General features: G+C 73.6%; 14 protein-coding genes, 1 pseudogene and 1 riboswitch. Of the genes and pseudogenes, 14 read left to right on the plus strand and 1 reads right to left on the minus strand.

From position 1 onward, the window contains the following. The first annotated feature begins 139 nt into the window (after positions 1–139). The 11 genes and pseudogenes from ACFZBT_RS27285 to cobC all read left to right on the plus strand — a co-directional run bounded on the left by ACFZBT_RS27285 (position 140) and on the right by cobC (position 11,134). Complete coding sequence (locus tag ACFZBT_RS27285; RefSeq protein WP_391108491.1) at positions 140–1,381, plus strand: inorganic phosphate transporter; 1,242 nt, start codon at positions 140–142, stop codon at positions 1,379–1,381. A gap of 35 nt (positions 1,382–1,416) precedes the next feature. After that, positions 1,417–1,638 carry a hypothetical protein gene (locus ACFZBT_RS27290; RefSeq protein WP_391108494.1) on the plus strand — a complete coding sequence of 74 codons (222 nt, stop codon included), beginning with the start codon at positions 1,417–1,419 and terminating at the stop codon, positions 1,636–1,638. A gap of 191 nt (positions 1,639–1,829) precedes the next feature. Further along, positions 1,830–1,903, plus strand: a riboswitch (cobalamin riboswitch). Between the two features lie 120 nt (positions 1,904–2,023). Next, positions 2,024–2,965: a cobalamin biosynthesis protein gene (locus tag ACFZBT_RS27295; protein WP_391108497.1), complete on the plus strand. Its 942-nt coding sequence runs from the start codon at positions 2,024–2,026 to the stop codon at positions 2,963–2,965. Next, positions 2,962–4,473, plus strand: a complete 1,512-nt coding sequence (locus tag ACFZBT_RS27300; protein ID WP_391108500.1) for a cobyric acid synthase — start codon at positions 2,962–2,964, stop codon at positions 4,471–4,473. The genes ACFZBT_RS27295 and ACFZBT_RS27300 overlap by 4 nt, the downstream gene beginning before the upstream one ends. Further along, positions 4,470–4,622 carry a hypothetical protein gene (locus ACFZBT_RS27305; protein ID WP_391108504.1) on the plus strand — a complete coding sequence of 51 codons (153 nt, stop codon included), beginning with the start codon at positions 4,470–4,472 and terminating at the stop codon, positions 4,620–4,622. The genes ACFZBT_RS27300 and ACFZBT_RS27305 overlap by 4 nt, the downstream gene beginning before the upstream one ends. Then, positions 4,619–6,640, plus strand: coding sequence for a putative cobaltochelatase (locus ACFZBT_RS27310; protein WP_391108507.1), 2,022 nt, complete (start codon positions 4,619–4,621; stop codon positions 6,638–6,640). Before ACFZBT_RS27305 ends, ACFZBT_RS27310 begins: the two co-directional genes overlap by 4 nt. Next, positions 6,640–7,239, plus strand: a complete 600-nt coding sequence (cobO, locus tag ACFZBT_RS27315; protein ID WP_059079414.1) for a cob(I)yrinic acid a,c-diamide adenosyltransferase — start codon at positions 6,640–6,642, stop codon at positions 7,237–7,239. Before ACFZBT_RS27310 ends, cobO begins: the two co-directional genes overlap by 1 nt. After that, on the plus strand, positions 7,239–8,621 hold the full coding sequence (locus tag ACFZBT_RS27320) for a cobyrinate a,c-diamide synthase (RefSeq protein ID WP_391108511.1): 1,383 nt from the start codon (positions 7,239–7,241) through the stop codon (positions 8,619–8,621). The genes cobO and ACFZBT_RS27320 overlap by 1 nt, the downstream gene beginning before the upstream one ends. Next, positions 8,585–9,172, plus strand: a pseudogene (locus ACFZBT_RS27325) (cobalamin biosynthesis protein); the annotation flags it as partial. The gene ACFZBT_RS27320 and the pseudogene ACFZBT_RS27325, both read left to right, overlap by 37 nt. A gap of 98 nt (positions 9,173–9,270) precedes the next feature. Then, positions 9,271–10,089 (plus strand): CbiX/SirB N-terminal domain-containing protein, encoded by an 819-nt coding sequence (locus ACFZBT_RS27330; RefSeq protein WP_391108514.1) that lies wholly within the window; start codon positions 9,271–9,273, stop codon positions 10,087–10,089. After that, positions 10,079–11,134, plus strand: a complete 1,056-nt coding sequence (gene cobC, locus ACFZBT_RS27335; RefSeq protein WP_391108517.1) for an Rv2231c family pyridoxal phosphate-dependent protein CobC — start codon at positions 10,079–10,081, stop codon at positions 11,132–11,134. The genes ACFZBT_RS27330 and cobC overlap by 11 nt, the downstream gene beginning before the upstream one ends. Positions 11,135–11,182: 48 nt before the next feature. Here cobC and ACFZBT_RS27340 read toward each other — a convergent pair whose 3' ends face one another. Next, positions 11,183–12,274, minus strand: coding sequence for an amidohydrolase family protein (locus tag ACFZBT_RS27340; RefSeq protein ID WP_391108520.1), 1,092 nt, complete (start codon positions 12,272–12,274; stop codon positions 11,183–11,185). Between the two features lie 120 nt (positions 12,275–12,394). On the opposite strand from ACFZBT_RS27340, the gene ACFZBT_RS27345 reads away from it, so the two are divergent. From ACFZBT_RS27345 to ectA, 3 genes are all read left to right on the plus strand, one after another. After that, entirely contained in the window at positions 12,395–13,495 is a 1,101-nt protein-coding gene (locus tag ACFZBT_RS27345; protein WP_391108522.1) for an aminotransferase class V-fold PLP-dependent enzyme, read from the plus strand. A 502-nt stretch (positions 13,496–13,997) separates the two neighbouring features. Then, the gene (locus ACFZBT_RS27350) at positions 13,998–14,537 is read left to right on the plus strand and encodes a DUF664 domain-containing protein (RefSeq protein WP_391108524.1); all 540 of its coding nucleotides are present in this window, start codon (positions 13,998–14,000) and stop codon (positions 14,535–14,537) included. 339 nt (positions 14,538–14,876) lie between these two features. Beyond that, positions 14,877–15,383, plus strand: a complete 507-nt coding sequence (gene ectA, locus ACFZBT_RS27355) for a diaminobutyrate acetyltransferase (RefSeq protein ID WP_391108527.1) — start codon at positions 14,877–14,879, stop codon at positions 15,381–15,383. The last annotated feature ends 47 nt before the right edge of the window (positions 15,384–15,430 follow it).

A 15,430-nucleotide genomic window follows, 5' to 3' on the forward strand; every position in this document is an offset into this window, starting at 1 on the left:
GGGGCGCAAGGGCCGCCGTACCAGGGCGGAATGACAGCCCCCTGTTGCGGACACCCCTGCGCCCCTCCCAGTTCATCTTCCGTTCACTCGGGTTACCTACGTTCGTCCCGCCAACGACGCCGAACGATTGCCTGGGTAAATGGAAAGCTTCTCGCTGATCCTCGCGATTGTGGTGGTAACCGCACTCGCGTTCGATTTCACGAACGGTTTCCACGACACCGCGAACGCGATGGCCACGACCATTTCCACGGGCGCCATGAGACCGAAGATCGCGGTGGCCATGTCCGCGGTGCTCAACCTGGTCGGCGCCTTCCTGTCCGTCGAAGTCGCGAACACGATCTCCAAAGGCCTCGTCGACGAGGCCGGAATCCGCCCCGAGGTCATCTTCGCCGCCCTGGTCGGAGCGATCCTCTGGAACCTGCTGACCTGGCTCGTCGGTCTGCCGTCCAGTTCGTCGCACGCCCTGATGGGTGGCCTGATCGGCGCCACGATCGCCTCGGCGGGGGTCGGCGCGGTGCACGGTGACGTCCTGGTCACCAAGGTGCTGATCCCGGCGGTCGCCGCCCCGCTGGTCGCGGGCATCGCGGCGCTGCTCGCCACCCGGCTGACGTACTCGCTCGGCAAGAAGGCCGACGGCGAGGCCTCCAAGAAGGGCTACCGGGCCGGCCAGATCGCCTCCGCGGGCCTGGTCTCGCTGGCCCACGGCACCAACGACGCCCAGAAGACGATGGGTGTCATCACCCTGGCCCTGGTCGCCGGCGGCGCCGTGGCCCCCGACTCCGACCCGCCCATGTGGGTCATCCTCTCGGCGGGTATCGCCATCGCGCTCGGCACCTACCTCGGCGGCTGGCGCATCATCCGCACCATGGGCAAGGGCCTGACCGACCTCCAGCCGCAGCAGGGCTTCGCCGCCCAGACCAGCGCGGCGACGGTCATCCTGGCCTCCTCGCACCTCGGCTTCTCCCTCTCCACCACCCACTCCGTGTCCGGAGCGGTGATGGGCGCGGGTCTCGGCCGCAAGGGCGGCGTGGTCCGCTGGTCGACGGCGACACGGATGTTCGTCGCCTGGGGTCTGACGCTGCCGGCGGCGGCCCTGGTGGGCGCACTCGCCGAGTACGTGACCGGCTTCGGGAACTGGGGTACGGCGGTCGTGGCGGTCTTCCTGGTCGCCTCCAGCGCGGTGATCTGGAAGCTGTCGCGCCGCGAGGTCGTCGACCACACGAACGTCAACGAGGTCGACGAGGAGCCGGCGGGTGTCGTGACCACCGCGATCGCCGCGGTGACGCCGCCTCCGGCGGGCCCCTCCGAGGAACTGGCCGCCACGATCCCGGCTCAGGCCCAGGCCGAACGGAAGCCCTCCACCACGACCACCCCGGTCTGATCCCGCCCACCCGGTGACAAGGAAGAATCTCTGAGATGAAGATCGACTGGGCGACCCTCGGCTCCGTGTTCGGCGTCAGTCTCGTGGCCACCGTGATCCTCGTCGGCCTGTTCACCCTCGGCATCACCGGCCTGTCGCGCCGTGAGCGGGCGGTGGCGGCGGGCGGGTCCGCGGGGCTCGCGGTGACGGGTGCGTACGCGTGCTTCGCCGCGTGTGCGGCGGCTGTCGGGTACGGGATCTATCTGATCGTGGCCTGACCACGACCGTCTGGTACCGGGCGGCACGGGGCTTCGGTCCCGGGCCGCCCGGTCGGCGTGTGCGGGACCGCCGTGGGCACCCCCGCGAGGCAGGCGGTGTGGGCTTGTCCACACTCTCCCCTCGCAGGTCAACGGCAAGTTGACGGCTGTTCGCGGCCGTGGTGGACTGCCGGGGCCAATGCGGCGGCAGGAGAGGAAGCCGGTGGAAGTCCGGCGCGGTCCCGCCACTGTCACCGGGGTAGCACTCACCGGGAGCCAGGAACTCTCACCGCCGGTCTCGTCGAACCAGGGCGTGGACACCCTGAGTGAGGACATATCGCCATGTTCGGCTGCCGATTCAGGGTCAGTACCCCACCGTTGTCCGCCCCCGTGGCGGGCTGAGCCCATGGGTGCCGGTCGCGTCCACGCGTACGGTGCCGCCGCCGGTCTGATCGGTGATCTGCTGCTCGGCGATCCTCGCCGGGGGCATCCGGTCGCCGCGTTCGGGCGGGCCGCGGGTGCGGTGGAGCGGGTGTTGTGGCGGGACCACCGGGGATGGGGCGCGCTGCACACCGTGGTGTGTGCGGGCGGAGCCGTCGCGCTGGGGGCCGTCGCCGCGCGTGCCGTACGTACGTCCGATGCCGCTTCCGTCCTGGTGACCGGCGCGGCCACCTGGGCCGTCGTCGGGGGGAGTTCGCTCGCGCGGGAGGCGCAGACCATCGGGCGCGCCCTGGAGGCCGGGGACGTCGAAGCGGCCCGTGCGCGGCTGCCGCATCTGTGCGGACGGGATCCACAGGCACTCGACGCCGACGGGATCGCCCGGGCCGTCGTCGAGTCCGTCGCGGAGAACACCTCCGACGCCGTCGTGGGCGCGCTCGTGTGGGGGGCCGTCGGCGGGGTGCCGGGGCTTCTCGGGTTCCGGGCCGTCAACACCCTCGACGCCATGGTCGGGCACAAGTCGGCCCGGTACCGGCGCTACGGGTGGGCCTCCGCGCGGCTGGACGATGTCGTGGGCTGGCCGGGAGCCCGGCTGACCGCCGTACTCGCCGCCGTGGCCGGGGGCGATGCCCGGGGAGCCGTTGCGGCCTGGCGTGCCGACGCCGCCAAGCATCCGAGTCCCAACGCCGGTCCCGTGGAGGCCTCGTTCGCGGGGGCGCTCGGGGTGCGGCTCGGCGGGCCCCTGTCCTACGGGGGACGTGTCGAGCACCGGCCCGTACTCAACGGCGCGGGGCGCGAGGTCGGGACCCGGGACATCGAACGGGCCGTACGGCTGTCCAGGCGTGTCGGCTGGCTCGCGCTCGGCGTCTGTCTCGCCGCGCGCCACATCGTGAAGGGGCGTACGTCATGACGGGCGGTGGGCTTCTCGTCGCCGGTACCACCTCCGACGCGGGCAAGAGCGTCGTGACCGCCGGGATCTGCCGGTGGCTGGTGCGGCAGGGCGTCAAGGTCGCGCCCTTCAAGGCGCAGAACATGTCCCTGAATTCGTTCGTGACGCGGGAGGGCGCCGAGATCGGGCGGGCGCAGGCCATGCAGGCGCAGGCGTGCCGGGTCGAGCCGACCGCGCTGATGAATCCCGTGCTGCTCAAGCCCGGCGGCGAGCAGAGCAGTCAGGTCGTGCTGCTGGGCAAGCCGGTCGGCGAGATGAGTGCGCGCGGCTATCACGGCGGGCGACAGCAGCGGCTGCTCGGGACGGTGCTGGACTGCCTTGAGCAACTGCGGAGCACGTATGACGCGGTGATCTGTGAGGGGGCCGGTTCGCCGGCCGAGATCAATCTGCGGCGGACGGACATCGTCAACATGGGGATCGCCCGGGGCGCCGGGCTCCCCGTGCTCGTCGTCGGCGACATCGACCGGGGCGGGGTCTTCGCCTCGTTCTTCGGGACCGTCGCCCTGCTGTCGCGCGAGGACCAGGACTGTGTCGCCGGATTCCTCGTGAACAAGTTCCGCGGGGACGTCTCCCTGCTGGAGCCGGGGCTCGACATGCTGCACGGCCTCACCGGGCGGCACACGTACGGCGTTCTGCCCTTCCGGCACGGGCTCGGGATCGACGAGGAGGACGGGCTGCGAGTCTCCCTGCGGGGGACGGTCCGGGAGTCCGTCGTCGCCCCGCCCGTCGGCGAGGACGTGCTGCGCGTCGCCGTCTGCGCGGTCCCGCTCATGTCCAACTTCACGGATGTCGACGCGCTGGCCGCCGAACCCGGTGTCGTCGTGCGGTTCGTGGACCGGCCGGAAGAACTCGCCGACGCCGACCTCGTCATCGTGCCCGGGACCCGGGGGACGGTCCGTGCCCTGGAGTGGCTCAGGGAACGCGGGCTGGCCGACGCGCTCGTGCGCAGGGCCGCCGAGCAGCGGCCGGTCCTCGGCATCTGCGGCGGCTTCCAGATCCTCGGCGAGCACATCGAGGACGACGTCGAGAGCCGCAGGGGCCAGGTCGACGGGCTCGGGGTGCTGCCCGTGCGGGTGCGGTTCGCCCGCGAGAAGACCCTCACCCGGCCGACGGGCGAGGCCCTCGGGGAGCGGGTCGAGGGCTACGAGATCCACCACGGGGTCGCCGATGTCACCGGCGGAACGCCCTTCTTGGACGGCTGCCGGGTCGGCCAGGCCTGGGGCACGCACTGGCACGGCTCGCTGGAGTCGGACGGATTCCGGCGGGCCTTCCTGCGCGAGGTGGCGGCCGCGGCCGGCCGCCGCTTCGTACCGGCGCCGGACACCTCGTTCGCCGCGCTGCGCGAGGAGCAGCTCGACCGGCTCGGCGACCTGATCGAACAGCACGCGGACACGGACGCGCTGTGGCGGCTCATCGAGTCCGGCGCGCCGAAGGGGCTGCCGTTCGTCCCGCCGGGAGCGCCGTCATGAGGCCCGTGGCAGCGGGGCCGACCGCCCGCACGGCGACCGCGGGCCGCCTGAGACGCTGGAACGGCTGCCTGACCCCCGGCTGCCTGATCCACCCGCGACCCGACATCCATCCGCAACTCGAAGGCGACTTGGAGGACGACGAAAAGTGACCACCCCCTTTCCGTTCACGGCCGTGGTCGGCCAGGACGATCTGCGGCTCGCGCTGCTGCTGAACGCCGTGTCACCGGCGGTCGGCGGTGTGCTGGTGCGCGGCGAGAAGGGCACGGCCAAGTCGACGGCCGTGCGGGCGCTCTCGGCGCTCATGCCGGAGGTGGACGTCGTCTCCGAGTGCCGCTTCTCCTGCGACCCCGGCTCGCCCGACCCCGGCTGCCCGGACGGACCGCACGAGCCCGGGGGCTTCGCATCCCGGCCCGCCCGCATGGTCGAACTGCCCGTCGGCGCCTCCGAGGACCGGCTGGTGGGCGCGCTGGACATCGAACGGGCGCTGTCCGAGGGCGTGAAGGCCTTCGAACCCGGCCTGCTCGCCGACGCGCACCGCGGCATCCTCTACGTCGACGAGGTCAACCTCCTCCACGACCACCTGGTCGACCTGCTGCTGGACGCGGCCGCGATGGGCGCCTCGTACGTGGAGCGTGAGGGCGTCTCCGTGCGGCACGCCGCCCGCTTCCTGCTGGTCGGCACCATGAACCCCGAAGAGGGCGAACTGCGGCCGCAGTTGCTCGACCGGTTCGGGCTGACCGTCGAGGTCGCGGCCTCGCGGGAGCCCGATCAGCGCGTCGAGGTCGTACGGCGGCGGCTGGCGTACGACGACGACCCGGCCGCCTTCGCCGCCCGCTGGGCCGAGGAGGAGGCCGACGTACGGGCCCGGATCGTGGCCGCGAAGAAGCTGCTGCCGTCGGTGCGGCTGGGCGACGACGCGCTGCGGCAGATCGCGGCGACCTGTGCGGCCTTCGAGGTGGACGGCATGCGCGCCGACATCGTGATGGCCCGGACGGCTACGGCGCTGGCGGCCTGGGCGGGGCGTACGGACGTGCTCGCCGAGGACGTACGGCAGGCCGCGCTGCTCGCGCTGCCGCACCGCCGTCGCCGCAACCCCTTCGACGCGCCGGGTCTTGACGAGGACAAGCTGGACGAGACCCTGGAGGAGTTCTCCGGGGACGACGACCCGGACCCGGATCTCGACCCGGACCCGGACTCGGGGCCGGACGGGCCCGACGGAGGCGGTGGGCAGCCGGCTCCCGACGACGGGCCCCAGGGCGGGGACCAGGAGGTCCGGCCGGAGGGCGAGCAGGACGGGCAGCCGCAGCCGCAGCCGTCGGGAGCCGGTGAGCAGTCGGCCGCCCGCGCCTCCGAACCCTTCCGGACCAAGGTGCTGAGCGTGCCCGGACTCGGCGAGGGTGCCGCCGGGCGGCGTTCGCGGGCGCGGACCGAACACGGGCGGACCACGGGCGCCCGGCGGCCGAAGGGCTCCCTCACCAAGCTTCACCTGGCGGCGACCGTGCAGGCCGCGGCGCCGCACCAGCGGGCGCGCGGGCGTTCCGGGCCGGGACTCGTGGTGCGCCGCGACGATCTGCGGCAGGCCACCCGCGAGGGTCGCGAGGGCAATCTCGTGCTGTTCGTCGTGGACGCCTCCGGGTCGATGGCGGCACGGCAGCGGATGAGCGCCGTGAAGGGTGCCGTGCTGTCGCTGCTGCTGGACGCGTACCAGCGGCGCGACAAGGTGGGTCTGGTGACCTTCCGGGGATCGGGCGCGGACGTCGCGCTGCCGCCGACCTCCTCTGTGGACGCGGCGGCGGTCCGGCTGGAGTCGCTGCCCACCGGCGGCCGTACGCCGCTGTCGGCCGGGCTGCTGCGCGCGCACGACGTGCTGCGGGTGGAGCGGCTGCGCGATCCCGCGCGGCGGCCGCTGGTCGTGGTGGTGACGGACGGACGGGCCACCGGCGGCCCGGAGCCGGTCGCCCTGGCCGGGCGTGCGGCGCGGCTGTTCGCGGCCGAGGGCGTCGCGTCCGTCGTCGTGGACTGCGAGTCGGGTCCGGTGCGGCTGGGGCTCGCCGGGCAGCTCGCGGGTGAGCTGGGCGGCACCGCCGTGACGCTGGACGAGCTGCGGGCCGACTCCATCGCCGGGCTGGTCAAGGATGTGCAGGGGACTTCGAGGAGGGCCGCGTAATGCCGCAGGGACAGCCGAGTGTCGTACCGGACGACGGTCTGACGACCCGACAGCGCCGGAACCGGCCGCTGGTCTTCGTGCACACGGGCATCGGCAAGGGCAAGTCCACCGCCGCCTTCGGGCTCGCGCTGCGGGCCTGGAACCAGGGCTGGCCGATCGGGGTGTTCCAGTTCGTCAAGTCGGCGAAGTGGAAGGTCGGCGAGGAGAACGCGCTGCGCGTGCTCGGGGCGTCCGGTGAGGGCGGGTCCGTCGACTGGCACAAGATGGGCGAGGGCTGGTCGTGGGTGCAGCGCGACGGGCAGATGGACAACGAGGAGAAGGCCCGGGAGGGCTGGGAGCAGGTCAAGCGGGACCTGGCGGCCGAGACGTACAAGCTGTATGTGCTGGACGAGTTCGCCTACCCGCTGCACTGGGGCTGGATCGACACCGACGAGGTCGTGGAGGTGCTGCGGAACCGGCCCGGGACCCAGCATGTCGTGATCACCGGGCGGAACGCGCCGGAGAAGCTCGTCGACTTCGCGGACCTCGTGACCGACATGTCCAAGGTGAAGCACCCCATGGACGCCGGGCAGAAGGGGCAGAGGGGCATCGAGTGGTGATGTCCTCGTCCGTCCCCCGGCTGGTCGTCGCCGCGCCGGCATCCGGCAGCGGCAAGACCACCGTCGCCACGGGGCTGATGGCCGCGTTCGCCGCTCGGGGACTCGCCGTGTCCCCGCACAAGGTCGGGCCGGACTACATCGACCCCGGGTATCACGCGCTCGCGAGCGGGCGCGTGGGACGGAACCTCGACGCCTATCTGTGCGGGCCGGAGCTGGTCGGGCCGTTGTTCCTGCACGGGGCGCGGGGGTGTGACATCGCGGTCGTCGAGGGCGTGATGGGGCTGTTCGACGGGGCGGCCGGCGAGGGCGAGCTGGCGTCCACGGCTCATGTCGCCAAGCTGCTGCGGGCGCCGGTGGTGCTGGTCGTCGACGCGTCGTCGCAGTCCCGGTCGGTGGCGGCGCTGGTGCACGGGTTCACGTCCTGGGATCCGGAGGTGCGGGTCGGGGGCGTGATCCTGAACAAGGTCGCGACGGACCGGCACGAGTGGCTGCTGCGGGAGGCCATGGAGCAGGTCGGGGTGCCGGTGCTCGGGGTGCTGCGGCGGGCGCCGCAGGTCGACACACCGTCGCGGCATCTGGGGCTGGTGCCGGTCGCCGAGCGGCGCGAGGAGGCGGTCGACGCGGTCGCGGCCATGGCCCAGCAGGTCTCCGAGGGGTGCGACCTGGACGCGTTGATGCGGCTGGCCCGGGGCGCGGGCGCGTTGCCCTGCGGGGCCTGGGACGCCGCCGAGGCGGTCTCCTCGGCCGGCCGCCGGCCGACGCGTTCGCACGGGAGACCCCGGCCACGGGTCGCCGTGGCCGGCGGTGAGGCGTTCACCTTCTCCTACGCCGAGCACACCGAGCTGCTCACCGCCGCAGGTGCCGAGGTCGTGCCCTTCGATCCCCTGCGCGACGAGGAACTGCCCGAGGGGACGAGCGGGTTGGTCATCGGGGGCGGGTTCCCGGAGATGTACGTCTCCGAGCTGTCGGCCAACGAACCCCTGCGCAAGGCCGTCGCGGGCCTGGCCGAGAGCGGCGCCCCGGTCGCGGCCGAGTGCGCGGGGCTGCTGTATCTGTGCCGGGAGCTGGACGGGCAGCCGATGTGCGGGGTGCTGGACGCCGGGGCGCGGATGACGCGGCGGCTCACCCTGGGGTACCGGGACGCCGTGGCGGTCGGCGACAGTGTGCTCGCGGCGGCGGGGACCCGGATGCGGGGTCACGAATTCCACCGCACTGCCGTGGAGCCCGGCTCCGGGTCCGATCCCGCCTGGGGGTTCCGGACCCCGGAGCGGCGGGTCGAGGGATTCGTACGGCGCGGTGTGCACGCGAGCTATCTGCACACGCACTGGGCGTCCGAGCCCGGTGCGGTGCTCCGGTTCGTGGAGAGGTGCCGGACGTCATGAGCGGCACGCTGGTCGGTTTCGGGGGCGGGCCCGGCGCCCCGGAGCCGGTGACGGTGCGGGGCGTGAACGCCCTGCGGGAGGCGCACGTCGTCGTGCCCGTGCCGGACACCGCCGTACGGGAGCGCGCGGCCCGGTCGGGCGTCGTGGCGCCGTGCGAGGAGGCGGCGCCGCGGCCCGGGTCCCTCGTCGTCGGGGTCGGGGCGTCGCGGGGTGCGCCCGTCGAGGAGGTGCTCGGGCTCGTCGAGGACACCCTGCGGGAGGCCGGGCTGTCCGTGGCGTCCGTCGCCGCGCTCGCCACCGTCGACGCCAAGGCCGGGGAGCCGGGCTTGGCCGAGGCCGCGCGGCGGCTCGGGGTGCTCCTGGTGACGTACTCCGCCGGGGAGTTGGCCGAGGTGGGGGTGCCGAACCCGTCCGACGCGCCGCTCGCCGCCGTCGGCACCCCGTCGGTGGCCGAGGCCGCCGCGCTCGCCGGCGGAGGTGAACTCCTCGTCCCCAAGCGGAAGTCGGCCGCGAGCCCGGCGAGGGCGACCTGTGCCGTCGTGCGGCGCCCGCAGGGCGCCGAGCCGGGTTCCGGCCCGCCCCGTCCGGCCGAGTCCGAGGCCGCGCTCAACGTCCCGCCGTATCACCCCACTTCCGCCGAGGAGCACCTGTGACCACCCCGCCCGCCCTGCTCATCGCCGGCCAAGGCACCCGTGACGACACCGGATCCGAGGCGTTCCGCGCGTTCGTACGGGAGCTGGGGGCGCGGCGCCCCGGACTGCCCGTGGCGGGCGGCTTCGTCGAGCAGTCGCGGCCGCCGCTGGGCGACGCCGTCACCGAGCTGGTCGAGCGGGGCGTACGGCACTTCACCGCCGTTCCGCTGATGCTGGTGCCCGCCGGGCACGCCCAGGGCGGCTTCCGGGCGGCCCTGGCCCGTGAGCAGGAGCGGCACCCCGGGATCTCGTACACGTACGCGCCCCCGCTCGGCCCGCACCCGGCGCTGCTGGACGTGCTGGAACGGCGGCTGGACGAGGCGCTGGGCGGCGCCGCGGGGCGCAGACCGGGCGACCGGGCCGATGTGACGGTGCTGCTGGTGGGGCCCGGGTCCACGGACCCGGGCGCGAACGCCGAGGTGCACAGGGCGGCGCGGCTGCTGTGGGAGGGCCGGGGGTACGCGGGGGTCGAGACGGCGTTCGCGTCCCTGGCGGCGCCGGACGTGCCGAACGGGCTCGACCGGTGTGTGCGGCTGGGGGCCCGGCGAATCGTGGTCCTGCCGTACTTCCTGTTCACCGGCGTCCAGCCGGACCGGGTGCGGCAGCAGACGGAGGGCTGGACGGAGGCGCACCCCGAGGTCGAGGTGCGCTCGGCCGGCGTCATCGGTCCGGAGCCGGAGCTGCTGGACCTGGTGTGGGAGCGGTACGAGCAGGCCGTCGAGGGCCGTCACGCGCCCGGGCACGTCGACCGGGAGGCGGACTCGCATGCGCACTGAGAGCGGGCACGATCTGCGCCACCACGGGGACGCGGAGGTCCGGGACGACGGCGGCTCGCTCGTCGATCTCGCCGTGAACGTCCGGGCCGACACGCCTCCGGTGTGGCTGCGGGAGCACATCGCCGCGTCGCTGGGCGGGCTCGCGGCCTACCCCGACGGGCGGGCCGCGCGCGCGGCGGTGGCGGAGCGGCACGGATTGCCGCCGGAGCGGGTGCTGCTGACGGCGGGCGCGGCGGAGGCCTTCGTACTGCTGGCGCGGGCGCTGAAGGTGCGGCGGCCGGTCGTCGTCCACCCGCAGTTCACGGAGCCGGAGGCGGCGCTGCGGGACGCGGGGCACCCGGTCGGCCGGGTGCTGCTGCGCGCGGCGGACGGCTTCCGGCTTGATCCGGCGGCCGTCCCCGAGGACGCTGACCTGGTGGTGATCGGCAATCCGACGAATCCGACGTCGGTGCTGCATCCGGCGGAGACGATCACCGGGCTCGCCCGTCCCGGGCGGGTGCTGGTGGTGGACGAGGCGTTCATGGACGCCGTGCCGGGCGAGCACGAGGCCCTCGCGGGCCGCGTCGACGTCCCCGGACTGGTGGTGCTGCGCAGCCTGACCAAGACCTGGGGGCTGGCCGGGCTGCGGATCGGGTACGTGCTGGCGGCGCCCGAGACCGTCGAGGACCTGGAGCGGGCGCAGCCGCTGTGGCCGGTGTCGACACCGGCTCTGGCCGCAGCGCGGGCGTGCGTGGGTCCCCGGGGCGTGGCCGAGGCGGCCCACGCCGCCCATCGCGTCGCGGCGGACCGCGCCCATCTGGTGGCGGGCCTCGCGCGGTTCGCCGGGACCGGGGTGCGGGTGGTCGAGCCGGCGGAGGGCCCGTTCCTCCTGATCCGCCTGCCGCACGCGGCGGCCGTACGCCGACGCCTGCGCGACCTCGGCTACGCCGTGCGCCGCGGCGACACGTTCCCCGGCCTGGACGAGGAGTGGCTGCGGCTGGCGGTACGGGACCGGACGACGACGGACGGGTTCCTGCGGGCGCTGGAGCGTGCGGTGACCGGCTGAGGGTTTTCGATCCCTCCGGCGCGGGCGTTCCCCGGCTGCGCCCGCTGGCTACCCGACCACGCGCCCGTTCAGCACCACCCGGCGCGGCGCCGCCAGGACGCGTACGTCCGCCCGCGGGTCCTGGTCGTAGACGACCAGGTCGGCCGGGGCACCCTCGTCCAGGCCGGGGCGGCCGAGCCAGGTGCGGGCCGTCCAGGTTCCGGCCGCCAGGGCATCGAGGGGCGGGATTCCGGCGGTGACCAGTTCGGCGACCTCGGCCGCCGCCAGACCGTGGGCGAGGGTGCCGCCGGCGTCGGTGCCGACGAAGACGGGGATGCCGGCGTCGTAGGCGCCCCGGACGGTGTCGTAGCGGCGTTCGTGGAGCCGGCGCATATGGGCCGACCAGCGCGGGAACCGGGACTCGCCGCCGTCGGCGAGCTGCGGGAAGGTCGCGATGTTGACCAGGGTGGGCACGATGGCGACGCCCCGTTCGGCGAACAGGGGGATGAGGTCCTCGGTCAGGCCTGTGGCGTGCTCGATACAGTCGATGCCCGCCTCGACGAGGTCCCGCAGGGAGTCCTCCGCGAAGCAGTGCGCGGTGACGCGGGCGCCCAGGCGGTGGGCCTCGGCGATCGCCGCCTCCACCGCGCCGCGGGGCCAGCAGGCCGACAGATCGCCGAGGTCGCGGTCGATCCAGTCGCCGACCAGCTTGACCCAGCCGTCGCCACGGCGGGCCTCCTGGGCGACGTAGGCGACCAGGTCCTCCGGCTCGACCTCCCAGGCGTAGTTGCGGATGTAGCGACGGGTGCGGGCGATGTGCCGCCCGGCGCGGATGATCTTCGGCAGGTCCTCGCGGTCGTCGATCCAGCGGGTGTCGGAGGGCGAGCCCGCGTCGCGGATCAGCAGAGTGCCCGCCTCCCGGTCGGTCAGGGCCTGCTTCTCGGCGACGTCCCGCGGGACCGCGCCGTGCCGGTCGAGTCCCACGTGGCAGTGCGCGTCGACGAGGCCGGGCAGGGCCCAGCCCTTGACGGTGCGGACGTCGCGGGCGCCGGCGGGACGGTCGTAGGAGACCCGGCCGTCCACCACCCACAGTTCGTCGCGGACGTCCTCGGGCCCGACGAGCACCCGCCCCTTCACGTGCAGCACCGTGCGATCGCTCATGCACCGCACCCTAATGAGCCGGTGACCTCGGCTGCGAGGGGGCACGTACCCGCCGGTTACCCTCGATGCCGTCGGCCCCGGGCAGATGGCGCCCGCCCCGTGAACGAAGAGAGCCCCACCGTGACGCACCCGTTTCTGGACCTGGCCCCGCTCGGCGCGGACCGCTTCGCCGCGATCGAGGACCGTGTGGCGCGGCTGCTGAGCACCGAGCAGGACGTCGTGATCACGCAGGGTGAGGCGCTGCTGCCGCTGGAGGGCGCGATCCGTGCCGCGGCAGGTCCGGGGACGACGGCGCTGAACGTGATCACGGGCCCGTACGGGCAGACCTTCGGCGACTGGCTGCGGGACTGCGGCGCCACGGTGATCGACCTGGCGGTGCCCTTCCACACGGCGGTCAGGGCCGAGCAGATCCGGCAGGCCTTCGCCGAGCACCCGGAGATCGACTTCGTGTCCCTGGTGCACGCGGAGGCGGCGACCGGCAACACCAACCCGGTCGCGGAGATCGGCGAGGTGGTGCGGGCGCACGGGGCGCTGTTCTACCTGGACGCGGTGGCGTCGATCGGCGCCGAGCCGGTGCTGACGGACGCGTGGGGCGTGGATCTGTGCGTGATCGGGGCGCAGAAGGCGATGGGCGGTCCCGCCGGTGTCTCGGCGGTGTCGGTGAGCGAGCGGGCCTGGGCCCGGATGGCGGCGAACCCGCGGGCGCCGCGCCGGTCGTACCTGTCGCTCCTCGACTGGAAGGAGCGGTGGATCGACGGCGGTCGCAAGGCGCTGCCGCACGCTCCGGCGCAGCTGGAGATGCTGGGGCTCGAGGCGTGCGTGGAGCGGATCGAGGCGGCGGGGCTGGACACCGTGATGGCCCGGCACGCCTCCGCCGCGGCGGCCACGCGGGCCGGGGCGATCGCGCTCGGTGGCGGCCTGGAGCCGTATGTGTACGAGGCCCGGGACGCGGCGCCCGTCGCCACGACGCTCCGGGCGCCGTCCGGGGTGGTGGCATCGGAGCTGGTGGCCAGGGCGCTGCGGTCGGATCCCGCCTTGCCGGTCGCCGCCGGCGGGGGTGCGCTGGCCAAGGAGATGATCCGCGTCAACCACTACGGTGCGGATGCGACGCGGGGGGCTGTGCGGGCGAGTCTGGCGGCGCTGGGGGGTGCGCTCTCCGAGCGGGGGCTGATGGTGGATGTGCAGGGGGCGCTGCGAGCCGTGGAGGAGGCGTGGCGGTAGTCGCCCGGGCGTGGCGGTCGTGGCCCGGGGCGTAGCGGTAGTCGCCCGAGGCGGGGCGGTAGTCGCCCTAGGCATGGCGGTCGTGGCCCGGGGTGGGGCGGTAGTCGCCCTAGGCATGGCGGTAGTCGCCCGAGGCGGGGCGGTGGTCGCCCGGGGCGGGGCGGTCGTGGCCCGGGGCGGGGCGGTAGTCGCCCTAGGCATGGCGGTAGTCGCCCGAGGCGGGGCGGTAGTCGCCCTAGGCGGGGCGGTAGTCGCCCTAGGCATGGCGGTAGTCGCCCGAGGCGGGGCGGTCGTGGCCCGAGGCGGGGCGGTGGTCGAGGGCTGAGGCTTTCGGTTCCTCGCCCCCGCCGCCCCTTCCCGTCCCTGCCTCCAGGGACTCCGCCCCTTCGACCCCGCTGGGGGCTGCGCCCCCAGGCCCCCGCTTCGGCCTGGACGGCCTCGTCCTCAAGCGCCGGACGGGCAGAGTGACGCCGGTGTCAGTGGCGCGTGCCATGCTCCCCGTATGACCACCGACACATCTGCCGAAGACACCCCGGCCCTCCCCGACGGCCGCCCTGTGCCGCATCTGAGCGGTGACGAGCGGGCCATGCTCGAGAGCTGGCTGGACTTCCACCGGGCCACGCTGGCGCTGAAGTGCGCGGGGCTCGACGACGCGCAGGTGCGGATAGCGTCGGCCGCGCCGTCCGCGCTGACGCTGCTGGGGCTGGTGCAGCATCTCGCCGAGGTCGAGCGGAACTGGTTCCAGCGGGTGACGGCCGGTCTCGACGTGCCGCCGCTGTTCGAGGACCCGACCGGATACACGCTGGATCCGGGGCGGGGCCTCGACGAGGCGCTGGGGATCTGGCAGCGGGAGACCGCGCGCGGGCGGGAGCTGTGCGCGGGGCTGCCGCTGGACCACGTCGGGCGCGTCGCCGAGGGGCCGGCCCCGGGGATGGAGGTCAGTCTGCGCTGGGTGTTGATTCACATGATCGAGGAGTACGCCCGGCACAACGGTCACGCCGATCTCCTGCGAGAACGCATCGACGGAGTGACCGGAGCCTGAATTACACGTGCTTTGCGCTACATCGCGAGTGTAAGCTGGCGCACAATTAAGAATTCATCAACGAACAGCTTCCCGTATTCTTCTGCCCGCTTTCCTCGGTCCTAAACCCAGAGATTTTGGGGACACTCGGCGAGGAAATTCGGGCAGATCTCGTGGGGATTACATGGCTGTGACGCGTTACACACCGTGACCGCTTCGCCCCTTATTTCCCGGACAATACCAGACATTCCGCCACTCCGACACCCAAAGACTCGCGCACGCGCGATAACACAGTCATGGCTCATACGCGACCCCGTCCGACGATGCGATTTTGAATTTCTCTGGGTAAATTCAATTGGCATGACTGCCGTACAAGCGGACCCGCAAATCGACCGACCCACCGTGGCCGACGGAGCCGCACTGTGGCGGATGGCGAAGGACTCCAAGGTTCTGGACCTGAACTCGTCCTACAGCTATCTGCTGTGGTGCCGGGACTTCGCCGCCACGTCGGCCGTGGCGCGTGACGAGCACGGCGAGCCGATGGGCTTCATCACCGGGTACGTGCGGCTGGACAGCCCGCACACCCTGCTGGTCTGGCAGGTGGCCGTGGACGAGGCGCACCGCGGGCGCGGGCTGGCCGCCACGCTGCTCGACGGTCTGGTCGCCCGGACCGTGGCCGAGCGCGGGGTGACGACCGTGGAGACCACCATCACTCCGGGCAACGCCGCCTCGGAGCGCCTGTTCACGTCGTTCGCCGAGCGCCACGGCGCCCGGCTGGAGCGCGAGGTGCTCTTCGACACGGCCGTGTTCCCCGACGGGCCGCACGACCCCGAGGTCCTGTACCGCATCGGTCCGCTGCCCCACTGAGACTTCCCGTCCCACCCCACTCCCGCTGACTTCCCCACGTACCGAGG

Origin of the sequence: Streptomyces sp. NPDC008137 (assembly GCF_042957035.1) — a bacterium.
In the GTDB taxonomy this organism is placed as follows: Bacteria; Actinomycetota; Actinomycetes; order Streptomycetales; family Streptomycetaceae; genus Streptomyces.

Coding starts and splice junctions, on each gene's coding strand:
- ACFZBT_RS27285 (WP_391108491.1), top strand. CDS start 140: ATGGAAAGCTTCTCGCTGATCCTCGCGATTGTGGTGGTAACCGCACTC.
- ACFZBT_RS27290 (WP_391108494.1), top strand. CDS start 1,417: ATGAAGATCGACTGGGCGACCCTCGGCTCCGTGTTCGGCGTCAGTCTC.
- ACFZBT_RS27295 (WP_391108497.1), top strand. CDS start 2,024: ATGGGTGCCGGTCGCGTCCACGCGTACGGTGCCGCCGCCGGTCTGATC.
- ACFZBT_RS27300 (WP_391108500.1), top strand. CDS start 2,962: ATGACGGGCGGTGGGCTTCTCGTCGCCGGTACCACCTCCGACGCGGGC.
- ACFZBT_RS27305 (WP_391108504.1), top strand. CDS start 4,470: ATGAGGCCCGTGGCAGCGGGGCCGACCGCCCGCACGGCGACCGCGGGC.
- cobO (WP_059079414.1), top strand. CDS start 6,640: ATGCCGCAGGGACAGCCGAGTGTCGTACCGGACGACGGTCTGACGACC.
- ACFZBT_RS27320 (WP_391108511.1), top strand. CDS start 7,239: ATGTCCTCGTCCGTCCCCCGGCTGGTCGTCGCCGCGCCGGCATCCGGC.
- cobC (WP_391108517.1), top strand. CDS start 10,079: ATGCGCACTGAGAGCGGGCACGATCTGCGCCACCACGGGGACGCGGAG.
- ACFZBT_RS27340 (WP_391108520.1), bottom strand. CDS start 12,274: ATGAGCGATCGCACGGTGCTGCACGTGAAGGGGCGGGTGCTCGTCGGG.
- ACFZBT_RS27350 (WP_391108524.1), top strand. CDS start 13,998: ATGACCACCGACACATCTGCCGAAGACACCCCGGCCCTCCCCGACGGC.
- ectA (WP_391108527.1), top strand. CDS start 14,877: ATGACTGCCGTACAAGCGGACCCGCAAATCGACCGACCCACCGTGGCC.